Origin of the sequence: Streptomyces sp. NPDC005955 (assembly GCF_042871255.1) — a bacterium.
In the GTDB taxonomy this organism is placed as follows: Bacteria; Actinomycetota; Actinomycetes; order Streptomycetales; family Streptomycetaceae; genus Streptomyces.
Genome location: NZ_JBIAIF010000003.1, coordinates 259,641 through 282,452, shown reverse-complemented (window position 1 = coordinate 282,452; position 22,812 = coordinate 259,641). Strand labels below are relative to the sequence as shown.

Below are 22,812 nucleotides of genomic sequence, written 5' to 3'. Positions count from 1 at the left end.
GTGACATGAACGAGTTCCCGGCCCGCAAGCTCCGTATCGGAACCCGTAGTTCCCCCATGGCCTTGGCGCAGGTCGATCAGGTGTCCGCCCTTCTACGCAAGGTCGAACCGAAGATTGACATCGAAGTGGTTCCGGTCACAACGGAGGCCGACAAGTGGCAAGGGGACCTTGCCCAGCTCGGCGGCAAGGGTCTGTACGTAAAAGAGATCGACACGATGCTTCAGCGGGGAAGTGTCGACTGCGCCGTCCACTGCCTCAAGGACGTACCCGGCGACCAGCCGATGCCGAAGGGGCTGATCTTCGCCGCGTACCTTCAGCGTGACGATGTTCGCGATGTTCTCCTGTTCCCTGAAGGTTCCAAGTACCGGACTTTGGCGGACCTCCCTTCCGGCGCCCAGGTGGCGACCTCGGCAGTCCGCCGCAAGGCGCAGGTGAACCGCATTCGCCCTGACCTGAACGTCGTACGCGTACGCGGTGCGGTGGGTACCCGAATCGAAAAGCTCGACGGTAAGCGCAAGATGGACACGAAGATCGACGCAATGATCCTCGCTCGCGCCGGCCTAGAGCGCCTTGGGGTTTCAGAGAGGGCCCGACAGGTCTTCGAGGTGCTTGACATGTTGCCTGCGGTGGGCGCCGGGGTCCTCGGCGTTGAGTGCCGGAAGGAGGACGACCCGGTTGTGCACCTCTTGTCCCAGCTTAACCATGATCGGACCATGACTGAGGTGACGGCCGAGCGCGTCATGCTGCACGGCCTGCGAGGGCACTGCAACTCCCCGATTGCCGGGCACTGTGTCACTGACCCCGATGGCCAACTGAGTCTGCGAGGGATGGTGTTCTCCCGCGACGGGTCCAAGTTCGTTCATGCCCAGTTTTGGGGCGAGTCCTTGAACGACCCAGCCGTGCTCGGTTCACGTGTAGCTGCCGAGCTGCTTCGCCAGGGTGCCCGGGACATCATCACAGGCATCCCTCACTGATCGCACAGCTCCTCACGACAACGGCGCCCCGCCTTCCTGCCGGAGACGGGGCGCCGTTGTCGTCAGGTTCTACCGGGCATTCAGGGAAGCCCAATCCGCGGCCCTGATCTCCTCGTCAGCCACGTCAGCCAACCGGCCCTTACACCCGGCGCAAGCGAACATCGGCGCGTCGCCTTGGGGGACGCTGATGACCCCGATCCACTGAACGGGGGCGTCGAGCCGACCGCAGTACAGCCAGCACCGCCCGAGCAACCAGTCATCGGAGGTCGGGCGGTGATCATGCTGCGACGGCATCAGTTCACCGGCCACGTAAGCACGGCGGCCCAGGCCGGGTTCTCGGCAAGCAGTTGCCGAAAGTGCTTTTCCATCACCGGGTCGCGGAGACTCCATGAGTGGCCGCGATCGTGGCCCTTGTACAAGGTGCACACCTCGTCGTCCGCCACGCGGCTCACGTCACACCAGAGCAACGATTCAGTCCTGCTCGTGTCATCGGCGCCCCAGCGCACCCAGATTCCGTGGGTGACCTGCCCTTCGCAGTCCCACACGTGGTCGGCGTGTTCGCCCTCGTGCCAGAGGGCCAGTTCGCACCGCAGGCGCGGGGGCACCAACAGGTCCAGTTCCCGGCTATTGACCCTCGGCTGACCCCGCAGGATCGCCATGAGGACCAGTCCTTTGGGCACAGGGGCCTCGGCGGCACAAACTCGCATGGCTGGCTGTCCTTCAAGCAGTGTGTTTGGTGCCCCGCCCGACGCTAGGGGGAGGGCGCCGGGCGGGGCGGGAACCGGTTCAACCGCAACCCTCAGTGCGGCGGACCGGTGGTGGTGCCCCCGTCGTCGCCGGGATTCCGAAGGCTTGCTGGAAACAGTCCTCAGCTCACCGGCGAAGATGGGGATGTTCAGATGTCCAAGCAGTCGGGGCAGTTGACCCGGCGCAGCCACTCAAAGACTCGGTCGTCGTCCTTCCCTGCACCACAGGCCGGCCAGTAGCGCGACGCTAGGTCGGGCTGGTGTCGCTTCACCAAGGCATGCACGGTCAGGATGTCGTCGCCCACCGTCCCGGCCGAGGACGCAGGCTTCTTCGTAGTCACCGGCCCACCCTTCCGGGCCACTTCCTCAGCATTCCGATCGCCTCAAGTTGTCGGTGCTCGTAAGGCGTGGCCGGCCGAATCCGCTCCCATCTCGCCTGCCAGCGCTTCCCCGTGGGGCGCTCCAGCAGCACAAGGGTCCCGACGTCCCACACTCGGCCGACCAACTCGGTATCCCTGTCGAACACGACTGCCCCCCGGTCGATCTGTGTCAGATCATCGAACGGCGGAGGAACGGCGATCGGCGCCCAGCGATGTTGGTCCTTCACTGACACACCCCCCAGCGGGCACGCCGGGTCTCCTCCTGGACGAGAGGGCGGATACGCTCCATGGTCGGGCTGTGCGAACGGTCGTCCGGCCCGGCATAGGGCTCGGCGCCGCTCGACTGCTTGCAGTCCCTCTGACGGGGGCGCAGACCCTTCGCTTCCTTGTTGATCACTTCGTCCGCCCTCGCTGCCGAACTGCTCGTTCACGCGGAGCGGGGTGCCCTGGCAGGTACGAATGGGCGGCATCCGCGTGCCTTGCCTACATCCACTGTGGCCGGCGTAGCGCCTCGCTCACCAGGTGTAATATCTTCGGTTCCCGAAACCGAACAAACGGAGACCGATGGCTAGGCCGCCCAAGGAGCTGACGCCGGACAAGAGCGTTGAGGATCTGCTTGGTTGGCGAATCCGCCGACTACGGACCGAGCTGGGCTGGTCCGTGGAACAGTTGGCGGAGAGGGTGTTCGTCAGCCCCGGCCGGATCACCCAAGTGGAGACCGCGAACGATCCGCCTGGAAAGAGGCTGACGGAGCAACTTGACGGCGTCCTCAACGCGGGCGGCACTCTGGCCGAGCTGTGGCCTCTGATCAAGACCGAGAGCTTCAAGGACTATGCCCGCCTCTTCCTGCGGGCACAGGCAACGGCCCGGCTGATCCACGAGTTCTCGTTGGCCGTGCCCGGTTTGCTCCAGGTGGATGGCTACTCCAGGGCTCTCATGGGCATCGCCTATCCCGAGAACTCAGCGGACCTCGAAGACGCCGTCGCACGCCGAATGGAGCGGCAGGCCGTGTTTGACCGGCTCAATCCGCCATGGCTGTGGGTGATCCTCTCCGAGAGTGCGTTGACGCAGGCACAGGGAAGCCCCGAGGTCATGATCAGGCAGCTCGACCACCTCTTAGACATGACGTCGCGGCCCAACATCAACATCCAGATCCTTCCGTCAGACAGGCCATCGATTCCGGGGTCTATCAGTCTTCTGACGGCCCCTCGCGGGGAACGCTCTGCATATGCCGAAGGGTTCAGCTCTGGTACGTACTACCAGGAGCCTGACGACGTTGACAGGTTCCAGAGGATCTACGATCAGTTGCAGGCTGGCGCGTTGGACATCCAGGCGTCAGCTCAGGTCATCAGGGACGCACGAAGGAAGCACCAATGACGCAGGTCACTTGGCACATCAGTAGCTACAGCGGCGACAACGACAACTGTGTGGAGGTCGCGGTCTATGACGTCGCCCTGCCGGGCGTCATACGGGTTCGGGACAGCAAGGACCGAGACGTCCCCGAGGTTCAGATGTCGTCCTCGGCCTGGCGCTGCTTCGTTCAACACGTGGGCCTCGGGTAAGGGCAGTCCGTCGACTCTTGGGGGCGCTAGAAGCGGTCTGGCGAAGAGTCTCGGCACATCGTGCTACCTGCCCGAACCCCTAGGATGAGCGCTTGAGAACCCCGGTCGGTGTCCCTGACCGGGGTTCTCGTGTGTGCCTCCAGCCCCAGAGCCCTGACCGCCTCGAAGTTCCGCTGCGCAACAGGTCCGCCACTCTCCGCAAGGGGCCTTGGTCGGCTGCGCCTTCGGGCTCCTGTCTATGCAGGTCAGAGCGTTGCTGACAGAGTGAACGGATAAGCCACGCGGGAGAACTGGACCGAAGGGCCCGATGCCGAAGGGCATGCGGATGCCCAAGGGCGGGCCCAAGATGCGTTAGCCCGACCCTCGATGCCTCCGAAGGGCGCCGGAACCCACCTGGTTCCGGCGCCCTTCGCGCGTTCCGGCCCGCACCTCGGGTACGCCGCCCGTTCCGCTGACGCACGGCACGGAGAGACGCAGGTCACACGGGGCCGTGTCACAGGAGGGTGCGCCGTCTCGTCTCGGGTGTGTAGCCACGAACGACAACCGAGGAGCATCCCGTGGACGCACGACTGAACTACTTCGCGAGCCCGATCGCCGGCGAGGTCTTCAAGCACGTCATGGCGGCCGGCAAGGTCATCAAGAAGTCGACGCTTCCCGCCGCGACGCAGGAACTGGTGTCGCTGCGCGTGAGCCAGATCAACGGCTGCGCCGTCTGCATCGACATCCACACCAAGGAGGCCGCCGCCGCCGGCGAGACCCAGGTGCGGCTGCACCTGGTGGCGGCGTGGCGGGAGGCCACCGTCTTCACCGGCGCGGAGCGGGCCGCGCTGGAGGTGGCGGAGGAGGGCACCAGGATCGCGGATGCGGCCGGTGCGGTCAGCGACGAGGTGTGGGCGAAGGCCGCCGAACACTACGACGAGGACCAGCTGACCGCCCTGGTGTTCTTGATCTCGTTCATGAACCTGGCGAACCGGCTGAACGCCATCGGCCAGCAGCCGGCCGGCGACTACAAGGTCGGGCAGTACCACTGAGCGGTACCGGCCCGGGTGTCCCGCGCCGGGCACCCGGCCGGGCGGGACGCGAGGCGTCCGCCCGGACGGCACAGGGGGCGTCCGGGCGGACGGGACGGGCGTGCGGCGGAAGGGAGCCGGTCGTGAGCAAGGTCGAGGAGTTCGAGGAACTGCGTCCGCTGCTGTTCTCGATCGCCTATCGCATCCTGGGCAGCGTCGGCGAAGCCGAGGACGCGGTGCAGGAGACCTGGCTCCGCTACGACGGCTCGACCACCCGGCCCGCCTCGACCAAGGCGTTCCTGTCGGCCACGGTGACGCGGCTCTCGGTCGACGTGCTGCGTTCCGCCCGGGTGCGGCGCGAGGCGTACGTGGGTCCGTGGTTCCCGGAGCCGCTGCTCAGCGATCCGTACCAGGACCCGGCGCGGTCGTCGGAGCTGGCCGACTCGGTGTCGATGGCGGCGCTCCTGCTGCTGGAGCGGCTCAGCCCGTTGGAACGGGCGGTGTTCGTGCTGCGGGAGGTGTTCGGCTTCGGCTTCGACGAGGTCGCCACGGCGGTCGGACGGTCGGAGGCGGCCTGCCGACAGCTGCTGGTGCGGGCCCGGCGGCACATGGAGGCCGGGCGGCCCCGCTTCGCCGCGGACCGGCAGGAGCGGCGGGAGTTGGCCGCGCGGTTCTTCGACGCCCTGCGCAACGGTGACGTGGACGAGCTGCGGGACCTGCTCGCCGCGGACGTGCACCTGATCGGGGACGGTGGCGGCAAGGCGCCGCAGGGCCGGGGCGCCCACGGGGCCGACCACGTGGCGCGACTGCTCACGTCCTTCTTCCGCCAGATGGTCCGGCTCGACGTCACGTTGGAACCCCACGAGGTCAACGGCCTGCCGGGCGGGATCGTCCGCGATCGGGACGGGCGGGTGCTCCAGACGCTGGCGCTCGACGTGCTCGACGGGCAGGTCCAGGCGGTCCGCTCGGTGCTCAACCCCGACAAGCTGGGGCACGTGGGCCCGGTGGCGGACGCCTGGGCGTTCGCCCGCGAAGTGCGACGGGCCCGCCGGCAACCGGAGTGACCTCGGCGGAGTCCATCAGGGTCGGTACCGTCCGCACGTCCCGGGACGGTACCGACCCCGTGGTCGTGTCGCACGCGGTGTACGCCGCGCACCGGCGGACGCTCAGATGCGGACCTCGACGGTCCGGGCCAGCTGGTCGTGGAGGCCGCGGCCGTCACGGTCCCAGACGAGGGCCGGGACGCCCAGGCACAGCAGCACGCCGCGCGTCAGCGCCCGCAGCGGACGGATGTGGCCGCCGTCCGCGGAGATCACCCGCAGCCCGAAGATCCGCTTGCCGGGGGTGGAACCGACCGTTCCCACGGTGAGCACGCTCATCACGAAGAAGAAGAGCAGGGCCCAGTTGCCGGTGGCCTGGTTGTAGCCGTCGGTGAGCAGTCCGTATGCGATCAGCACGCACAGCCCCCAGTCGACGAGGAGGGCGCCCAGCCGGCGGCCCGGGCGGGCGATCGAGCCGGGTCCCGTCTCGGGCAGGCCCAGTTGCTGGCCCCGGTAGCCGAAGTCGGCGCCCGCGTTCTCCGCGGCCTCGCGGGGGCCGGAGAGCCACGATCCGATTGCTTGCCTCTTGTCCACCCGTCCACGGTAACCGGGTGGACGGCCGGCCCCGCGCCGGGGGTGCGACCCGGCGGCGTCGGGTTGACGCGGGGGTCGCACGGCCCGGGACGGACGGGGCCGGCCGGAGCGTACGGGGCCCGCGGGGCGCGGGGCCGCACCGGCCCCGGTTAACTTCGGCGAAACAAATGGGTCACGCTCGGGAAATCCCCCGTCCCTAAGGTCGGGGCGAGCGTGCGCCACCGCACTGGCGCACGAACGAGTTGCAACCCCGCCCCTCCCGGGTCGGGAGTAGGAGGAGTTGGATGTTCCGCAACGCCGACGAGGCCAAGAAGTACATTGCCGACAATGACGTCAAGTTCATCGACGTACGCTTCTGCGACCTGCCGGGAGTGATGCAGCACTTCACGATTCCGGCCGCGGCGTTCGACCCGGACGAGGAGCTGGCGTTCGACGGTTCGTCGATCCGCGGCTTCCAGGCGATCCACGAGTCCGACATGGCGCTGCGTGCCGACCTGTCGACGGCGCGGGTCGACCCGTTCCGCCGTGACAAGACGGTCAACATCAACTTCTTCATCCACGACCCGATCACGGGCGAGCAGTACAGCCGTGACCCGCGCAACATCGCGAAGAAGGCGGAGGCGTACCTCGCCTCGACCGGCATCGCGGACACCGCGTTCTTCGGTCCCGAGGCCGAGTTCTACGTCTTCGACTCGGTGCGCTTCAACACCTCCGCGAACGAGGGCTTCTACCACATCGACTCCGAGGCCGGCGCCTGGAACACCGGTGCGGTCGAGAACAACCGCGGGTACAAGGTCCGCTACAAGGGCGGTTACTTCCCGGCCCCGCCGGTCGACCACTTCGCCGACCTGCGCGCCGAGATCTCCCTGGAGCTGGACCGACAGGGTCTCCAGGTCGAGCGCCAGCACCACGAGGTGGGCACCGCCGGCCAGGCCGAGATCAACTACAAGTTCAACACGCTGCTGGCCGCGGCCGACGACCTGATGCTCTTCAAGTACATCGTGAAGAACGTCGCCTGGCGCAACGGCAAGACCGCGACCTTCATGCCGAAGCCGATCTTCGGCGACAACGGCTCGGGCATGCACGTCCACCAGTCCCTGTGGGCCGGCGGCGAGCCCCTCTTCTACGACGAGCAGGGCTACGCGGGCCTGTCCGACATGGCCCGCTACTACATCGGCGGCATCCTCAAGCACGCCCCGTCGCTGCTGGCGTTCACCAACCCGACGGTGAACTCGTACCACCGTCTGGTGCCCGGCTTCGAGGCGCCGATCAACCTGGTGTACTCGCAGCGCAACCGCTCCGCCGCGATGCGCATCCCGATCACCGGCTCGAACCCGAAGGCCAAGCGCGTCGAGTTCCGTGCGCCGGACCCGTCCTCGAACCCGTACCTCGCCTTCTCGGCGCTGCTGCTCGCGGGTCTCGACGGCGTCAAGAACAAGATCGAGCCCGCCGAGCCGATCGACAAGGACCTGTACGAGCTCGCCCCCGAGGAGCACGCGGGCGTGGCCCAGGTCCCGACGTCCCTCCCGGCCGTCCTCGATGCCCTGGAGAACGACAACGAGTACCTCCAGGCCGGCGGGGTCTTCACCTCCGACCTGATCGAGACCTGGATCGACTACAAGCGCACGCACGAGATCGCGCCGATCCAGCTCCGCCCGCACCCGCACGAGTTCGAGCTGTACTTCGACCTCTAGGCAGCGGGGGGACCCGGGAGCACCCTCCCGGTGACCCGACCGGCACTGCGCACACGCGCCCAGATCGCGATGAAGCCCCCGCCCCGGCTCCCGAGCCGGGGCGGGGGCTTCGTCGTCCGGGTCGTGCGGAACCCGAACGCCACCACACGGTCGGATGACCGGGGCCGGCCCTCCGCCGCCGCAGCGGCCGGCCGCCCTAGGGTGTGGGGCCCACCGGCACCGCGGCGGTGGGCCCCGTTCCCCGAAGGGCACCGCCATGACCGCACCGCACGACTACGCGCACGAACGCGCCCTGTGGGACGCCTTCGCCGAGCGGGCGGGGAAGGACCCGTCCGACGACGAACCGGTGTTCCGGTGGACGCAGTACCGGGAGCACCCCGCCGACCCCGGTCCGGAGCTGCTCGGCGCCCCGAGCACCGCGCTGGAGATCGGCTCCGGCACGGGTCGGGCCGTGGCCCACCTCGTCGGGCGCGGGGTGAAGGCGACCGGGGTGGACCTGTCGCCGGTCGCCGTGGCCCGGTGCGACGAGCGGTACGGGCATTCGGGCGCCGAGTTCGTCTGCGCCGAGGTCCTCGCCCACCTGGCCGGCGGGCGGCGCACCTACGACGCGGTGTACTCGATCTTCGGGGCCGCCTGGTTCACCGACCCCGAACGGCTCTTCCCCCTCGTCGCGGGCGCCCTCAACCCGGGTGGCACCTTCGCCTTCTCCCAACCGCCGGCCATCCCCGGCACCTACGGACCCCAGGGCATGTACAAGGGGGGTTTCGCGGGGCCGGCCATGTACACGTACCGCTACAGCTACACCCCCGGGACCTGGGAGCGTTTCCTCCGCGGCGCCGGGTTCCGGGACGTGCACGCCCGGGTGCTCGACGCTCCGCAGCCCGGCCACATCGGCACCCTCCTCGTCACCGCGAGGGCCGTCTGACGCGTCCCGTCGGGCGGTGACGGGGCAGGAAGACCCTTCACCCTCCCGGGGGACAAATACTCCCAGATACACCATCTTCCTGAGGAAAACATCACAACCCGTGCCGCTGCGTGCCTTTAGCGTGAGGCCCTAGCATCTGGGCATGACGGTCCTGCCTGACGACGGGCTTTCGCTGGCCGCCGAGTTCCCTGACGCGACCCATGAGCAGTGGCAACGCCTCGTGGAGGGCGTACTGCGCAAGTCGGGCAAGGAAGCTTCGGGCGACGACGCTGAGAAAGCACTGTCCACGACGTTGGAGAACGGGCTCAGCACCCGGCCCCTCTACACCCCGAGGGACGCGGTGGCCGACACCGGGTTCCCCGGCTTCGCGCCCTTCGTGCGGGGCGGGCGCGCCGAGGGCGTGGCACCCGACGGATGGGACGTGCGGCAGCGGCACGCCGGGAGCGACCCGGCACGGGTCAACGAGGCGGTGCTCGCCGACCTGGAGAACGGGGTCACCTCGCTGTGGCTCACCGTGGGCCGGGGCGGCGTCCCCGTCGACGGGCTCGGGCGGGCGCTGGACGGGGTGTACCTGGACCTCGCGCCGATCGTCCTCGACGCCGGTGACGCGTACGGGGCGGCCGGGCGGGCGCTGTGGGAGCTGTACGGCGAGCGCGGGGTGCGGCCTGCCGAGGCCCGGGCGGTGTTGGGCGCCGACCCGCTGGGGCACGAGGCCCGCACCGGTCGGGAGCTCGCCGGCGGCGAGGCGGCCGAGCTGGCCCGGGCCGCGGTCGCGCACTGGCCGGGCGTGCGGGCCATGACCGTCGACGCGCTGCCGTACCACGAGGCCGGTGGCTCGGCCGCCGAGGAGCTGGGCCTCTCGCTGGCGACCGGGGTCGCGTATCTGCGGCTGCTCACGGACGCCGGGCTGACCGCGGAACAGGCGTGCGGGCAGCTGGAGTTCCGGTACGCGGCGAGCGCCGACCAGTTCCTGACGATCGCCAAGTTCCGGGCGGCGCGGCGGCTGTGGGCCCGGGTCGCCGAGGTGTCGGGCGTGGCGGGCGCCGCCGGGGCGCAGCGGCAGCACGCGGTGACGTCGTCGGTGATGATGACCCGGCGCGACCCGTGGGTGAACATGCTGCGGACGACGCTCGCCTGTCTGGGGGCCGGGGTCGGCGGGGCGGACGCCGTGACGGTGTCGCCGTTCGACGAGGCGATCGGGCTGCCGGACGCGTTCGCGCGGCGCATCGCCCGGAACACGTCGACGATCCTGTTGGAGGAGTCGCATCTGGCGCGGGTGATCGACCCGGCGGGCGGCTCCTGGTACGTGGAGCGGTTGACCGATGAACTCGCCCATCTGGGCTGGGAGTTCTTCCGGACGGTGGAGCGCGCGGGTGGGCTGGGCGCCGCGCTGCGGTCCGGGTTCGTCGCCGAGCGGCTGGCCGGGACCTGGGCGGTGCGCTCCCGGCGGCTCGCCACCCGGCGGGAGCCGGTGACGGGCGTGAGCGAGTTCCCGCTGTTGGCGGAGCGGACCGTGGAGCGACCGGCGCATCCCGCGCCGCTGTCCGGGGGGTTGCCCCGGGTGCGCAGGGACGAGGCGTACGAGGTGCTGCGGGCCCGTTCGGACGCGCATCTGGCGGCGACGGGCGCCCGGCCGAAGGTGTTCCTCGCGGCGCTGGGTCCGGCCGCCGCGCACACCGCGCGGGTCACCTTCGCGGCGAACCTCTTCCAGGCCGGCGGGATCGAGCCGGTGCACGATCCGGTGACGGTGGACGCGGAGTCGGTCGCCGCAGCGTTCGCCGCGAGCGGGGCCTCGCTCGCCTGTCTGTGTTCCAGTGACGCGCGCTACGAGGAGGAGGCGCCGGCGGTGGCCGCCGCCCTCCGGACCGCGGGGGCCGGGCGGGTGCTCCTCGCGGGTCGCCCGGGCGAGCACCCGGGCGTGGACGGTCACGTCTTCGCCGGCTGTGACGCGGTGGCCACCTTGACCTCCGTCCTCGACTTCCTGGGAGTGTCGTGATGACGATCCCCGACTTCACCGGCATCGACCTGTCCGGCGGGCCCGGCACGGGCTCCGAGGAGCAGTGGCGGACGGCGGTGAAGGAGTCCACCGGCAAGGACGAGGGCGAGCTGCGCTGGGAGACGCCGGAGGGCATCCCGGTGCAGCCGCTGTACACCGGGCGGGACCTGGAGGGCCTGGACTTCCTGGGCACCTACCCGGGCGTCGCCCCGTACCTGCGGGGCCCGTACCCGACGATGTACGTCAACCAGCCGTGGACGATCCGGCAGTACGCGGGGTTCTCGACGGCGGAGGAGTCCAACGCGTTCTACCGGCGCAACCTCGCCGCCGGGCAGAAGGGCCTGTCGGTCGCGTTCGACCTGCCGACGCACCGGGGGTACGACAGCGACCACCCCCGGGTCACGGGTGACGTGGGCATGGCCGGGGTCGCCATCGACTCGATCTACGACATGCGGCAGTTGTTCGACGGCATCCCGTTGGACCGGATGACCGTGTCGATGACGATGAACGGCGCGGTGCTGCCGGTGCTGGCGCTGTACATCGTGGCCGCCGAGGAGCAGGGCGTACCGCCCGAGAAGTTGGCCGGGACCATTCAGAACGACATCCTCAAGGAGTTCATGGTCCGCAACACGTACATCTATCCGCCGAAGCCGTCGATGCGGATCATCTCCGACATCTTCGCGTTCACCTCGCGGCGGATGCCCCGCTACAACTCGATCTCCATCTCCGGGTACCACATCCAGGAGGCCGGCGCGACGGCCGACCTGGAGTTGGCGTACACCCTGGCGGACGGGGTCGAGTACCTGCGGGCGGGCCGCGGGGCGGGCCTGGACGTGGACGCGTTCGCGCCCCGGTTGTCGTTCTTCTGGGCGATCGGCATGAACTTCTTCATGGAGATCGCCAAGCTGCGGGCGGCCCGGCTGCTGTGGGCCCGACTGGTGCGGGAGTTCGGTCCCGAGAACCCCAAGTCGCTGTCGCTGCGCACCCATTCGCAGACCTCCGGGTGGTCGCTGACCGCGCAGGACGTGTTCAACAACGTGACGCGCACCTGTGTGGAGGCGATGGCGGCGACCCAGGGGCACACCCAGTCGCTGCACACCAACGCGCTGGACGAGGCGTTGGCGCTGCCGACGGACTTCTCCGCGCGGATCGCCCGCAACACGCAGTTGCTGATCCAGCAGGAGTCGGGCACGACCCGGGTCATCGACCCGTGGGGCGGCAGTGCGTACGTGGAGAAGTTGACGTACGACCTGGCGCGTCGGGCCTGGGCGCACATCCAGGAGGTCGAGGCGGCGGGCGGCATGGCCCAGGCCATCGACGCGGGCATCCCGAAGCTGCGGGTCGAGGAGGCGGCGGCCCGCACCCAGGCGCGGATCGACTCGGGACGGCAGCCGGTGATCGGCGTCAACAAGTACCGGGTGGAGACCGACGAGCAGATCGAGGTGTTGAAGGTCGACAACTCCTCGGTGCGGGAACGGCAGATCGACCAGTTGCGGCGGCTGCGCGCGGAGCGGGACGAGGCGGTGTGCCAGGACGCGCTGCGCGCCCTCACCCACGCCGCCGGACGGACCCCCGGCCCGGACCTGGAGGGCAATCTGCTGGCCCTGGCGGTGGACGCGGCCCGGGCGAAGGCGACGGTCGGGGAGATCTCGGACGCGCTGGAGAAGGTGTACGGGCGCCACGCGGGTCAGATCCGTACGATTTCCGGTGTGTACCGCACCGAAGCAGGCAAGTCGCCGTCCGTGGAACGCACCCGGGCCCTGGTGGGTTCCTTCGAGGAGGCCGAGGGGCGCCGGCCGCGCATCCTGGTCGCCAAGATGGGCCAGGACGGGCACGACCGGGGACAGAAGGTGATCGCGACGGCGTTCGCGGACCTCGGTTTCGACGTCGACGTGGGCCCGCTGTTCCAGACCCCGGCGGAGGTCGCCCGGCAGGCCGTCGAGGCGGACGTGCACATCGTCGGGGTGTCGTCGCTGGCCGCGGGACACCTCACGCTCGTCCCGGCGCTGCGGGAGGAGCTGGCGCGCGAGGGCCGCGAGGACATCATGATCGTGGTCGGTGGGGTGATCCCGCCGCAGGACGTCCAGGCGCTCCACGAGGCGGGTGCGACGGCGGTGTTCCCGCCCGGCACGGTCATCCCGGACGCGGCCTACGACCTGGTGGACCGGCTGTCGCAGCAGCTCGGGCACGAGTCCGGGGAAGCGGTGAGTCGGTAGTCCATGGTGAGGACGATCGATCTCGACGACTACGTACGGGGCGTGCGCGAGGGCCGGCGGGCGTCCGTGGCACGGGCGATCACGTTGGTGGAGTCGACCCGGGCCGACCACCGGGCACGCGCCCAGGAGTTGCTGACCGCGCTGCTGCCGTACGCGGGGCGGGCACGGCGGGTCGGCATCAGCGGGGTCCCGGGCGTCGGCAAGTCCACGTTCATCGATGCGCTGGGGACGATGCTGACGGGGCTGGGGCACCGGGTCGCGGTGCTCGCGGTCGACCCTTCGTCCACCCGGACGGGCGGCTCGATCCTCGGGGACAAGACGCGGATGGAACGGCTGTCGGTGGACCCGGCGGCGTTCGTGCGCCCCTCCCCCACCGCGGGCACGCTCGGCGGGGTGGCCAAGGCCACCCGGGAGTCCATCGTGGTGATGGAGGCCGCCGGGTACGACGTGGTGTTGGTGGAGACGGTGGGCGTGGGGCAGTCGGAGACGGCCGTCGCGAACATGGTGGACACGTTCCTGCTGTTGTCGCTGGCGCGCACCGGGGACCAGTTGCAGGGCATCAAGAAGGGCGTCCTGGAGCTGGCGGACGTGATCGCGGTGAACAAGGCGGACGGCCCGCACGAGCGGGACGCACGGGCCGCGGCCCGTGAACTGGCTGGTGCGCTGCGGCTGTTGCAGTCGCCGGACGCGGCGTGGTCCGCCCCGGTGCTGAGTTGCAGCGCCCGGGAGGGCACCGGTCTGGACACCGTGTGGGAGCGGGTGGAGGCGCACCGCGCGCTGCTCGACTCCACGGGGGCGCTGGCCGCCAAGCGTCGGGACCAGCAGGTCGACTGGACCTGGTCGATGGTCCACGACGAGGTGTTGGGGAGGTTGCGCACCGACCCCGCGGTACGGGCGCTGGCACCGGGCCTGGAGCAGGAGGTGCGCCGTGGGGAGCTGACCGCGACGCTGGCCGCGGAACGCATCCTGGAGGCGCTGCGGGGCGGGGAGCCCACCGGGTAGGCGCTGTGCGGGGCGGGGAGCCCACCGGCTGGGCACTGCGGGTGGGGAGCCGACCGGGCTGCTGGCGGGCTGCCGCGCCCGGGCGGTCACTCCCCGTGCGGTACGGAGCTGGTGCGGGGCCGGTGCGGGCCCGTTACCCCGCTGGCAGGGTCTTACTCCTGTGCGCGGCGACCCGGTCGACCTTTCACCCGTTCGGCGGTACTCCGTTCGCCACCGGCGGCCGGGCGTCACATGCTCGGGGCACCGGGTCCTCGGTGGTCCCCCGGTCGGGGACCACTGCTCAGCGCAGAGGGCCGCGCTTCGAGGGGAGAACCCCATGAGCAGCACCACACCTCCGCCGGCGGGCACCCCGGGGACCGGCGGGACACCCCCGCAGCACCGGAAGTCCTCCGGTGCCGACTGGGTCACCGGAGGGACCGTCTTCGCCGGGGTCCTGATGCTGGTCTCCGGTGTGCTGGCGGTCCTGAACGGCATCGCGGCGGTCGCCGAGGACGATGTGTACGCCCGCGTCGGCGACTACGTGTTCGAGTTCAGCCTGACCACCTGGGGCTGGATCCACATCGTCCTCGGCGTGCTCGTGGCGGTGGTGGGCTACGGCATCCTCAAGGGCGCCGACTGGGCCCGCGCGGTGGGCGTCGGGCTGGCCGCGCTGAGCATCGTCCTCAACTTCATCTGGCTGCCCTACCAGCCGTTGTGGGCGCTGATCAGCATCGCCATCGGCGTCTTCGTGATCTGGGCGCTGTGCAGCACTCCGCGGCAGGAGGACCCCTTCCTCTGAGGGGTCCCGGGCTCAGCAGGGGTCCGTGCGGGGTCGGTCGCCCCGCACGGACCCCTGCCGTGCGGGGGCTCGGTCCTCCCGCCCCCAGGGCCGCAGCTTCTGCGGGTTGCGGACCGCCCAGATGCGGTCGACGCGCCCGTCACGGACGTCGAACGCGGCGACGGTCACCACGACGCCGGCCCGTCGGGCGACCAGGCCGGGCACCCCGTTGACCGACCGCTCCAGGAGTTCGAGCCCCGGCGCCCGGTCGGCGATGGCCACCAGGTACGCGGCGATGCGCGCCCCGCCTTCGACCGGGCGCAGCACGGTGCCGACCAGGCCGCCGCCGTCGGCGGTCATGACGGCGGCCGGGTCGAGGAGGCCGACGAGGGCCGCGATGTCCTTGGCCTGCCACGCCTCCTTGACGTGTCTCACCACAGCGGCCCGGCCGGCCGGCGGTACCGGAGCGCGCACCGCGCCCACCCGTCGTCGGGCGGAGGCCGCCAGCTGCTTGCAGGCCGCGGGGGTCCGGTCGAGGACGTCGGCGATCTCGGCGAACGGGTACCGGAAGACGTCGTGCAGGACGAACGCGACCCGCTCGGCGGGCGTCATCGACTCCAGGACGACGAGGAAGGCCATGGTCACCGACTCGTCCAGGACGATCCGGTCGGCGGGGTCCTCGGGGCCGGCGGGGGCGGCAGCGCCCGCCCGGTCCGACCCGGTGGTGCGGTCGGGCAGCGGCTCGGGCAGCCAGGCGCCGACGTAGCGTTCCCGGCGGGCCCGCGCCGAGCCGAGCAGGTCCAGGCAGATGCGGCTGGTCACCGTCGTCAACCAGGCGCCGGGGGAACGGATCTCCTCCCGCCGGCCGGGCGGCAGCGCGTACCAGCGTGCGTAGGCGTCCTGCACGGCGTCCTCGGCCTCGGTCAACGAACCGAGCAGCCGGTAAGCGACGTTGATCAGTCGGCCCCGCTCGTCGACCGTCCCGTGCCCGCCGTCCCCGACCCTCCCCATGCTCCCGGTCGCCCCCTCGCCTTACCTTTCGCAGGCCCGCGTCGTCGGACTGGTGAGACCTTATCGACCTACTGCCCGAGGGCGGACAAGGGGACTTCGACATGGCGACCCAACTGACGGCGCACGCACGGCGCAGGCCCTCGTTCCTCCGGGTCGCGATCGCCGTGCAGACCGTGACCGTCTTCCTCCAGGCGGTCTCCGCGGGACTGCTGCTGACCTCGTCCTACGGGGAGGTGCTGCACGACGTCGGAGCCCGGGTGATGTACGGGGCGTCGATGCTGTACGTGCTCGCCGCGGTGCTGGCGTGGAAGCGGGGCGGCGGCTCGCCCCGGGCCGTCTGGCAGGCGTCCGGGTTCCTGGTGCTCGCCTCGGTCCAGGTCGCGGTCGGCATCGCGCACGTCCCGTCGGTCCACTTCCCCCTGGGCGTCCTGATGTTCGGCCTGAGCCTGCTGGCGCTGGCCCGTCCGCAGCGGTGACGCTCCGGGGACGCCCCCGAGGTTCCGGGGCGCCCCCGGGGTTGTTTACGATACGGGTCGACCCGTATCGTAAACAGTATGAGTTCCTCTCCGTCCTCCCGGGGGCGCCCCAGGGATCCCCGTTCGCACGCGGCGATCGTCCGCGCGGCCGCCGAGTTGGTGGTCGAGGTCGGTTACGCCGCGACCTCGATCGGGGCGGTGGCCGCCCGTGCCGGCGTCGGCAAGGACACGGTCTACCGGCGGTGGCGGGGCAAGCCGGACCTGGTCTACGAGGCCGTGTTCACGACCACCGACCGCGCTCCGGCCCCCGACACCGGAACGCTGACCGGAGACCTGACCGCGCTGGTGCAGGCCCTGGTCGACGAGTTCCGCGCACCCGGCGCCGCGGCGGCGCTCCCGGGGCTGCTCGCCGACTTCGCCGCCGACCCGGAGCTCAAGGCGCGCATCCGCGGCGACTTCCTCGCCCCGGCGAAGGAGCGGCTGGGAATCGTCTTCGCGCGGGCCGCGGCCCGCGGGGAGATCGCGGACGACACCCCCGCGGACCTGGTCCTGGACCTGCTGGCCGGGACCGTGTTCTTCCACGTCGGCCTGGTCGGACAGGAACCCGACCCGGGGTTGGCCGGCCGGCTGGCAGCCGTCGCGGCCAGCGGGATCGAGGTCCGGTGAACGGCTGGTTCCTCACCGCGGGCATCACCGCGGCCGGGGTGGCCGCCACGCACGTCGTCCTGGGACACCGGGACGTGGTGCGCCCCCTGTCGTCCAGCGGACTCGCCGACGAGCCCAAGGGCGTCCTGCACGCCGTGTGGCACATGGTGAGCGTCGACCTGGTGCTCTCGGTGGCCGCCCTGGTCCACCTCGCCCTGGCGGACGACACGTCGACGACCCGTCTGGCGGCCTGGTTCGTGGCTGCGCACTTCCTCGCGTACGCGATCGCCTTCCTGGTCGTCACGCTGTCGGCCGGCTGGCCCAGGCCGCTGCTCAGGCTGCCGCAGTGGATGCTGCTCCTCCCGGTCGGCGCCCTGACGGCGGCGGGCGCCGTCTGACGACGGCCCACCGGGTCCGGTGGGCTAGACGCCGGGCTCCGCCGCGATGACGCCGGCCGCGATCGACGCCTCCAACGCCGAGTGGTCGGCTGCGTTCTGGTCCGCGTACCGCAGCGCGAAGTCGGCGACGGCCCGGTCGAAGGTGTCGCCCGCGCCCAGGTAGGCTGCGAGGGCGATGCGGTCGCCGGACCGGGCGTGGGCACGGGCCAGGGCGACACCGCACAGACCGGCGTAGCGCACGAGTTGGCCGGAGGACAGCGCGGCGAGGTCGACCGCACCCTTCATGTCCCGGAGTTGGCGCCAGTAGTAGGCCCGGCCGTGCGAACCGGTCATCCAGCCCAGGAAGATGTCGCTCGCGGCCTGCGTCAACCGCTGACCGGCGACCACCCGGCGACCGGGGTGGTCGTAGACGCCGTTCGGCAGGTGCTCCTCCAGGACGGACGGCGCCGCCTCCTTGATCTGGAGGAACAGCGGGTCGCCGTCGTCGCGCCCGATGAGCAGCACGATGAAGCAGCGGGTGCCGACGCTGCCGACGCCGACCACCTTGCGGGCGGCGTCCACGAAGCGGTACCGGTCCAGGAGGGCGCGGCGTTCCTCGGTGAGGGTGGAGCGGTAGTCACTGAAGGCCTTGCGCAGCTCGGTCAGGTCCGGCCCGCCCAGCCGCTCGACCAGCGGCGGATCGTCGACGATCCGCCGGCGTCCGTCGACCACCTCGGTGAGCTTGCCGAGGGCCTGGAGGCTGGTGCGGCGGCGGGCCCGGGCGAAGGTCGCCCGGGCCCGTCCCCGGCCGCCGGGGCGGATCAGCCGGACGATGCCGGCGGCGTCGACGTGCGTGTACCAGACGTCCAGTTCGCCGAGGTCCGCGAGCCTGCGGATCATCAGGCGGTACTGGGTGACGCTCTCCCGCGCGGCGCGGTGGGCGGGCCCCTTGCCGAGGCCGTTGTCCCGGGCGGCGACGGCGGCGCTGACGGCGAGGCGCTTGACGTCCCACTCGAAGGGGCCGGGGAACGTCTCGTCGAAGTCGTTCACGTCGAAGAGCTGGATGCGTTCCGGTGAGGCGTACAGCCCGAAGTTCATCAGGTGGGCGTCGCCGCAGAGTTGGACGGTGAGCCCGGTGTTGTCCGTCGCGGCGAGGTCCGCCGCCATGATCGCGGCGCTGCCCCGGAGGAACGCGAAGGGGGACAGGACCATCCTGCCGTAGCGGACGGGGAGCAGTTCCGGTACCCGGTCGGCGCCCTGGCGTTCCAGTACGGCCACCGGGTCGGGGCGGCCGACGGCCGGGATCCACATGCCGTGGGCGCTGCGCGGGACCCGTTTGCGGGCGCGGCGGCCCCGGGTCGCCCGTGCCCGGGGGGTCCGGTCGGCCGGGGGTCCGGCGGGGGTGCTCACGGCGCCCGCCGCGCGCGGGCGGTGGGCGTCCTGGGGGTCCTGGGGGTCCTCGGCATGGGCAGCCTCCCGGGGGTACGCCGCGTGGTGTCCCCAGTGAACGGGACCCCGCGGCGGGCCGCACCGCCGGTACGGCATCCGGGTGAGCCCCTGCGGGGCGGCAGCGGCAGCCGGGGCGGCTGTACGGACGGGGCGGGGGAACCGCCGCAACCGGCTCCCCCGCCCTCGGTCAGCGGCTGTAGCGCATGAACGCCCGCACCATGTGGCACGTGGTGTCCGACGGCGGGTGGATGCCGACGCGCTCGGCGGTGGACCGGATCGTGCGGTTGGGCGCCTGGCTCGGCACGTACACGCCCGCGTCGAGCAGGGCGATGGCCAGACGCATGGCCTTGAGCCGTCGGTTGTGGGTGACGTACCACTCGCGCGGGCGTCCGGCGGGCAGCGCCCGCTTGCGCAGCGCGGTCGGGGGGAGGTCGATCGGCAGGGTCTGGTGCGTGAGTGCGGCAGTGGGCACGGACATCCTCCTGTCGCCGTCGGAGGCTCCTCGCGAACCCCCGTGAACTGCTTCCATTTTACCGCCCACCACTGACAAAAGCCCCTGCTCAGACGGGATGTGATGCTCTGTCGAGCAGGGCCCGGGACCCCCCGTCGCGCACCCCGTGGCGCCTCTTCGGGGTCAGGCGGCGACGTGCGGGGGCGCGCGCCGCGGAGGAGCCGTCGCGGACGATCCGGGGGGGGCGCCAGCCGGGTTCGATTACCACGCCCGGGAAGCACTTCGGCCGGCAGGACGCAGAAACCGGCCCCCGCGACGTGTGGCGTTCGTTACCCCGGGGTTTCGCCGCCCCCATTGAGCAACCACCCCACGTGATTCGTACCTGACACCGCAAGCCGCACGGCCGCCCGGCTCCCGGGACACCGCGCCGGACCGGGAGCCGGAGCACCGCGCGGGTCCACGACAGCAGCGGAGGACGGCATGGACGGACAGAGCCCACAGGACACCGGAAGGGACGCCGTACGGCTCCTGCGGGAGGCGTCGGCCGCGCTGACCGCGCTGCACGCGCGGTTCGCCGCCCGGCACGGCATGCACCCCACCGACGTACGGGCCCTCGCCTGGCTCCTGGACGCCCGACGGGCCGGTACGCCCGTGACGGCCGGGTTGCTCGGGTCCCGGCTCGGGCTGAACTCCGCGGGGACCACCGCCCTCATCGACCGGCTGGAACAGCTCGGGCACGTCAGACGGGTCCCGGACCGGCTGGACCGCCGACGCGTGCTCATCGACCTGGAACAGCGGGCCGCCACCCTCGCCGCCACCGTGCACGCCCCGCTGCTCGACCGGTCCGCGGAGCTGGCCGAGGAGTACGACGACCACCAGCTCGACGCCGTGCGGCAGTTCCTCACCGGAGTGCTGGCCGCGGCACGGGGAACGACGGAAGCGGCGCCGGCGCCCGCGCCGACAGCACCGAAGGCGGGTTCCGTGCCCGGGCGGCGAACGGCCGGGTAACACGGGGTTCACGTACGGGCAACCGTCGGGTAATCGCGTCTTGACACTGTCGGTCACGCACCGCACCCCCGCGGCACCCGCACCGACCGCGCAGTCCTGACGCCCCAAGGATGTGTCCCGTGACGTTCAAGGCCGAGTACATCTGGATCGACGGCACCGAGCCGACGGCCAAGCTCCGTTCGAAGACGAAGATCATGCCGGGCTCCGCCGCGGGCCTCGCCGAGCTGCCGCTGTGGGGCTTCGACGGATCGAGCACCAACCAGGCCGAGGGCCGCTCCTCGGACTGCGTGCTACGGCCCGTGTTCGTCTGCCCGGACCCGATCCGCGGCGGTGACGACGTCCTGGTGCTGTGCGAGGTCCTCAACACCGATCTGACCGCCCACCCGTCCAACACCCGGGCGGAGCTGGCCGAGGTCGCCGAGCGGTTCGCGGCGCAGGAGCCGATCTTCGGCATCGAGCAGGAGTACACCTTCTTCGAGGGGGAGCGCCCGCTCGGCTTCCCCGTGGGCGGCTTCCCCGCGCCGCAGGGCGGCTACTACTGCGGTGTCGGCGCGGACGAGATCCACGGCCGCCCCGTCGTGGAGGCGCACCTGGAGAACTGCCTCAAGGCGGGACTCGGGATCTCCGGCATCAACGCCGAGGTGATGCCCGGCCAGTGGGAGTTCCAGGTCGGGCCGCTGGCCCCGCTGGAGGTCTCGGACCAGCTGTGGGTGGCCCGCTGGCTGCTCTACCGCACGGCGGAGGACTTCGACGTGTCGGCCACCCTCGACCCGAAGCCGGTCAAGGGCGACTGGAACGGCGCGGGTGCGCACACCAACTTCTCGACCCGGGCGATGCGCGAGGGCTACGACCCGATCATCACCGCCTGCGAGTCGCTGGGTGAGGGGTCCAAGCCGCTGGACCACGTCAAGAACTACGGGGCGGGCATCGACGACCGGCTGACCGGCCTGCACGAGACGGCCCCCTGGAACGAGTACTCGTACGGGGTCTCCGACCGCGGCGCGTCCGTCCGCATCCCGTGGCAGGTCAAGGACGAGGGCAAGGGCTACATCGAGGACCGGCGCCCCAACGCGAACGTGGACCCGTACGTCGTCACCCGCCTGCTGGTCGACACCTGCTGCACCGCGCTGGAGAAGGCCGGTCAGGTCTGATCCCGCGCCACCCGTCACGCTCCCGTGGGGCGCCCGCCGCGACCGGTGGGCGCCCCGTCGGCGTAGGGCGGCGCTCCGGCGTGGGTGCGGCTTCCCCGGAGCGGTGTCAGTGGGCCGTGGCACCTTGGGTCCCGGGTGGGGGCGGTCCGTCGGGTCCGACAATCCTCCCCCCGCCCGGGGCCGTCCGGTACGGCGGCCCGCGGAATCCGCAGGCCGAAGGGGAGCACCATGACGGACGCGAGCGGGGCGGGAGCGGAGGCGCTCGACCGGAGTGCGCCGGGGGACGGGGCGCGGTCGGGCGCCGGCGGCCCGCTCGCCGTCCGGGTCAGGACGGAGGACGACGCGAGCCTTCTGCGGCCCTCGGCCGCCCGGCTGCGCCACCTGGTGGAGCGGATCGGCGGGGCGGACGACCACTTCCTCGTCGTGCAACGGGTGCCCGACCTCCCGGACGTGTTCCTCCAGGTCTGGCACGCCGAGGGGGAGGAGTACCGCGTGGAACACCGGTCGAGCCGGGCGGTGTTCCTGGGGACGGACCTCGCGGCCGACGAGCGCGACCGGGTCGTCGCGGCGGTCGTCGGCTGGTCGCTCGGCACGGACGGCTGGGACCACGGCATCGCGTGGGAACCGGTGGACGCGGACCCGCCGGTCGACGAGCCGGAGGTGCCCGAGGAACTGCGCGGCCCCCTGGAGGAGCGGGTGCGGACGCTGATCCGCTGCGGGTACCTCGACCGCGCGGCGCTCGCGGAGGTGGCCGAGGAGCACCTGATCGGCTCGGCCCGGGCGGCGCGCGCCGGGTTTCCGCCCGGGCGGCGACCGGTGTCCCCGGGGCAGGCGCGGGCGTTGGTGGACCGGCTGTGGCTGGCGCGGGTCGCACAGAGCGCCGAGTGGTCGGGGACCACGGACCCCGAGCGGGTGACGGAGGCGTTCGCGGCGCTGGAACGCGCGGGGATCACGGCCCGTGAGGACTTTACGTGTTGCCACGGCTGCGGGCGCTCCGACATCGACGGCGAGGCCGGTCCGGGCGCCCGGGGGTACGTGTTCTTCCACCGCGGGGCGACCGCCTCCGCAGTCGCCGGGCAGGGGCTGTCGCTGGTGCACGGTGGGTTCGACGGCACCGGCCCGACCGCGGTCGCGGTGGGGCGTGAGGTGGTCGCGGCACTGGCGGCCGCCGGGCTGTCCACGGAATGGGACGGTGAACCGGACAGCAGTATCCTCGTGACCCCTGTCAACTGGCGAAAGCGCCTGGTCGGTTGAGGTGAGGGTGCCGGAAACACGCCAAGGGAGGCGTCCATCAGGTGAGAGAGCGTTCCTGACGGGCACCCCCTTCTGGTTCAATGGCGCCATGGCC

General features: G+C 71.4%; 23 protein-coding genes. 17 read left to right on the top strand and 6 right to left on the bottom strand.

Going from position 1 to position 22,812, the window contains the following annotated elements; genetic code table 11:
- Positions 1–5 precede the first annotated feature (5 nt).
- Entirely contained in the window at positions 6–974 is a 969-nt protein-coding gene (hemC, locus tag ACFYOU_RS09695) for a hydroxymethylbilane synthase (protein WP_391304508.1), read from the top strand.
- Positions 975–1,267: 293 nt separating this feature from the next.
- Here hemC and ACFYOU_RS09690 read toward each other — a convergent pair whose 3' ends face one another.
- Both ACFYOU_RS09690 and ACFYOU_RS09685 read right to left on the bottom strand, forming a co-directional pair.
- Complete coding sequence (locus tag ACFYOU_RS09690; RefSeq protein WP_391304507.1) at positions 1,268–1,633, bottom strand: hypothetical protein; 366 nt, start codon at positions 1,631–1,633, stop codon at positions 1,268–1,270.
- Between the two features lie 236 nt (positions 1,634–1,869).
- Positions 1,870–2,061: a hypothetical protein gene (locus ACFYOU_RS09685; RefSeq protein WP_391304505.1), complete on the bottom strand. Its 192-nt coding sequence runs from the start codon at positions 2,059–2,061 to the stop codon at positions 1,870–1,872.
- Between the two features lie 603 nt (positions 2,062–2,664).
- Here ACFYOU_RS09685 and ACFYOU_RS09680 point away from each other — a divergent pair.
- The 4 genes from ACFYOU_RS09680 (at position 2,665) to ACFYOU_RS09665 (ending at position 5,736) form a co-directional block, all read left to right on the top strand.
- Entirely contained in the window at positions 2,665–3,477 is an 813-nt protein-coding gene (locus tag ACFYOU_RS09680; protein WP_391304503.1) for a Scr1 family TA system antitoxin-like transcriptional regulator, read from the top strand.
- Entirely contained in the window at positions 3,474–3,662 is a 189-nt protein-coding gene (locus ACFYOU_RS09675; RefSeq protein ID WP_391304501.1) for a DUF397 domain-containing protein, read from the top strand. The genes ACFYOU_RS09680 and ACFYOU_RS09675 overlap by 4 nt, the downstream gene beginning before the upstream one ends.
- A 557-nt stretch (positions 3,663–4,219) precedes the next feature.
- Positions 4,220–4,693, top strand: a complete 474-nt coding sequence (locus ACFYOU_RS09670; protein WP_391304499.1) for a carboxymuconolactone decarboxylase family protein — start codon at positions 4,220–4,222, stop codon at positions 4,691–4,693.
- 122 nt (positions 4,694–4,815) lie between these two features.
- Positions 4,816–5,736 carry an RNA polymerase sigma-70 factor gene (locus ACFYOU_RS09665; protein WP_391304497.1) on the top strand — a complete coding sequence of 307 codons (921 nt, stop codon included), beginning with the start codon at positions 4,816–4,818 and terminating at the stop codon, positions 5,734–5,736.
- A gap of 102 nt (positions 5,737–5,838) precedes the next feature.
- On the opposite strand, the gene ACFYOU_RS09660 is transcribed toward ACFYOU_RS09665, so the two are convergent.
- Positions 5,839–6,306, bottom strand: coding sequence for an RDD family protein (locus ACFYOU_RS09660; RefSeq protein ID WP_391304495.1), 468 nt, complete (start codon positions 6,304–6,306; stop codon positions 5,839–5,841).
- Positions 6,307–6,590: 284 nt separating this feature from the next.
- On the opposite strand from ACFYOU_RS09660, the gene glnA reads away from it, so the two are divergent.
- From glnA to ACFYOU_RS09630, 6 genes are all read left to right on the top strand, one after another.
- The gene (glnA, locus tag ACFYOU_RS09655; RefSeq protein WP_389767100.1) at positions 6,591–8,000 is read left to right on the top strand and encodes a type I glutamate--ammonia ligase; all 1,410 of its coding nucleotides are present in this window, start codon (positions 6,591–6,593) and stop codon (positions 7,998–8,000) included.
- Between the two features lie 256 nt (positions 8,001–8,256).
- Positions 8,257–8,925, top strand: coding sequence for a methyltransferase domain-containing protein (locus tag ACFYOU_RS09650; RefSeq protein ID WP_391304492.1), 669 nt, complete (start codon positions 8,257–8,259; stop codon positions 8,923–8,925).
- A 142-nt stretch (positions 8,926–9,067) separates the two neighbouring features.
- On the top strand, positions 9,068–10,921 hold the full coding sequence (locus tag ACFYOU_RS09645; protein WP_391304490.1) for a methylmalonyl-CoA mutase family protein: 1,854 nt from the start codon (positions 9,068–9,070) through the stop codon (positions 10,919–10,921).
- A complete protein-coding gene (gene scpA, locus ACFYOU_RS09640) occupies positions 10,921–13,137 on the top strand; it encodes a methylmalonyl-CoA mutase (RefSeq protein WP_391304488.1) in 2,217 nt (738 codons plus the stop codon). The genes ACFYOU_RS09645 and scpA overlap by 1 nt, the downstream gene beginning before the upstream one ends.
- A 3-nt stretch (positions 13,138–13,140) precedes the next feature.
- Positions 13,141–14,139, top strand: a complete 999-nt coding sequence (meaB, locus tag ACFYOU_RS09635) for a methylmalonyl Co-A mutase-associated GTPase MeaB (protein ID WP_385485812.1) — start codon at positions 13,141–13,143, stop codon at positions 14,137–14,139.
- 316 nt (positions 14,140–14,455) lie between these two features.
- On the top strand, positions 14,456–14,917 hold the full coding sequence (locus tag ACFYOU_RS09630) for a hypothetical protein (RefSeq protein ID WP_389767118.1): 462 nt from the start codon (positions 14,456–14,458) through the stop codon (positions 14,915–14,917).
- A gap of 12 nt (positions 14,918–14,929) precedes the next feature.
- Here the strand turns inward: ACFYOU_RS09630 and sigJ are convergent, their stop codons facing one another.
- Positions 14,930–15,907 carry an RNA polymerase sigma factor SigJ gene (gene sigJ / locus ACFYOU_RS09625; RefSeq protein ID WP_391304485.1) on the bottom strand — a complete coding sequence of 326 codons (978 nt, stop codon included), beginning with the start codon at positions 15,905–15,907 and terminating at the stop codon, positions 14,930–14,932.
- 101 nt (positions 15,908–16,008) lie between these two features.
- On the opposite strand from sigJ, the gene ACFYOU_RS09620 reads away from it, so the two are divergent.
- The 3 genes from ACFYOU_RS09620 (at position 16,009) to ACFYOU_RS09610 (ending at position 17,426) form a co-directional block, all read left to right on the top strand.
- Positions 16,009–16,383: a hypothetical protein gene (locus ACFYOU_RS09620; RefSeq protein WP_391304483.1), complete on the top strand. Its 375-nt coding sequence runs from the start codon at positions 16,009–16,011 to the stop codon at positions 16,381–16,383.
- A gap of 78 nt (positions 16,384–16,461) precedes the next feature.
- Positions 16,462–17,049, top strand: coding sequence for a TetR/AcrR family transcriptional regulator C-terminal ligand-binding domain-containing protein (locus tag ACFYOU_RS09615; RefSeq protein ID WP_391304481.1), 588 nt, complete (start codon positions 16,462–16,464; stop codon positions 17,047–17,049).
- Entirely contained in the window at positions 17,046–17,426 is a 381-nt protein-coding gene (locus ACFYOU_RS09610) for a hypothetical protein (protein WP_391304479.1), read from the top strand. The genes ACFYOU_RS09615 and ACFYOU_RS09610 overlap by 4 nt, the downstream gene beginning before the upstream one ends.
- Before the next feature lie 24 nt (positions 17,427–17,450).
- On the opposite strand, the gene ACFYOU_RS09605 is transcribed toward ACFYOU_RS09610, so the two are convergent.
- Together ACFYOU_RS09605 and ACFYOU_RS09600 are read right to left on the bottom strand one after the other, a co-directional pair.
- Positions 17,451–18,815: a DUF2252 family protein gene (locus ACFYOU_RS09605; RefSeq protein ID WP_391304477.1), complete on the bottom strand. Its 1,365-nt coding sequence runs from the start codon at positions 18,813–18,815 to the stop codon at positions 17,451–17,453.
- 226 nt (positions 18,816–19,041) lie between these two features.
- The gene (locus ACFYOU_RS09600; protein WP_389767130.1) at positions 19,042–19,332 is read right to left on the bottom strand and encodes a hypothetical protein; all 291 of its coding nucleotides are present in this window, start codon (positions 19,330–19,332) and stop codon (positions 19,042–19,044) included.
- A 453-nt stretch (positions 19,333–19,785) separates the two neighbouring features.
- On the opposite strand from ACFYOU_RS09600, the gene ACFYOU_RS09595 reads away from it, so the two are divergent.
- The 3 genes from ACFYOU_RS09595 (at position 19,786) to ACFYOU_RS09585 (ending at position 22,718) form a co-directional block, all read left to right on the top strand.
- Positions 19,786–20,313 (top strand): MarR family transcriptional regulator, encoded by a 528-nt coding sequence (locus ACFYOU_RS09595; RefSeq protein ID WP_391304476.1) that lies wholly within the window; start codon positions 19,786–19,788, stop codon positions 20,311–20,313.
- A gap of 119 nt (positions 20,314–20,432) precedes the next feature.
- Positions 20,433–21,464 carry a glutamine synthetase gene (gene glnII, locus ACFYOU_RS09590; protein ID WP_389767138.1) on the top strand — a complete coding sequence of 344 codons (1,032 nt, stop codon included), beginning with the start codon at positions 20,433–20,435 and terminating at the stop codon, positions 21,462–21,464.
- A gap of 228 nt (positions 21,465–21,692) precedes the next feature.
- Positions 21,693–22,718 (top strand): DUF6891 domain-containing protein, encoded by a 1,026-nt coding sequence (locus ACFYOU_RS09585; protein ID WP_391304474.1) that lies wholly within the window; start codon positions 21,693–21,695, stop codon positions 22,716–22,718.
- The last annotated feature ends 94 nt before the right edge of the window (positions 22,719–22,812 follow it).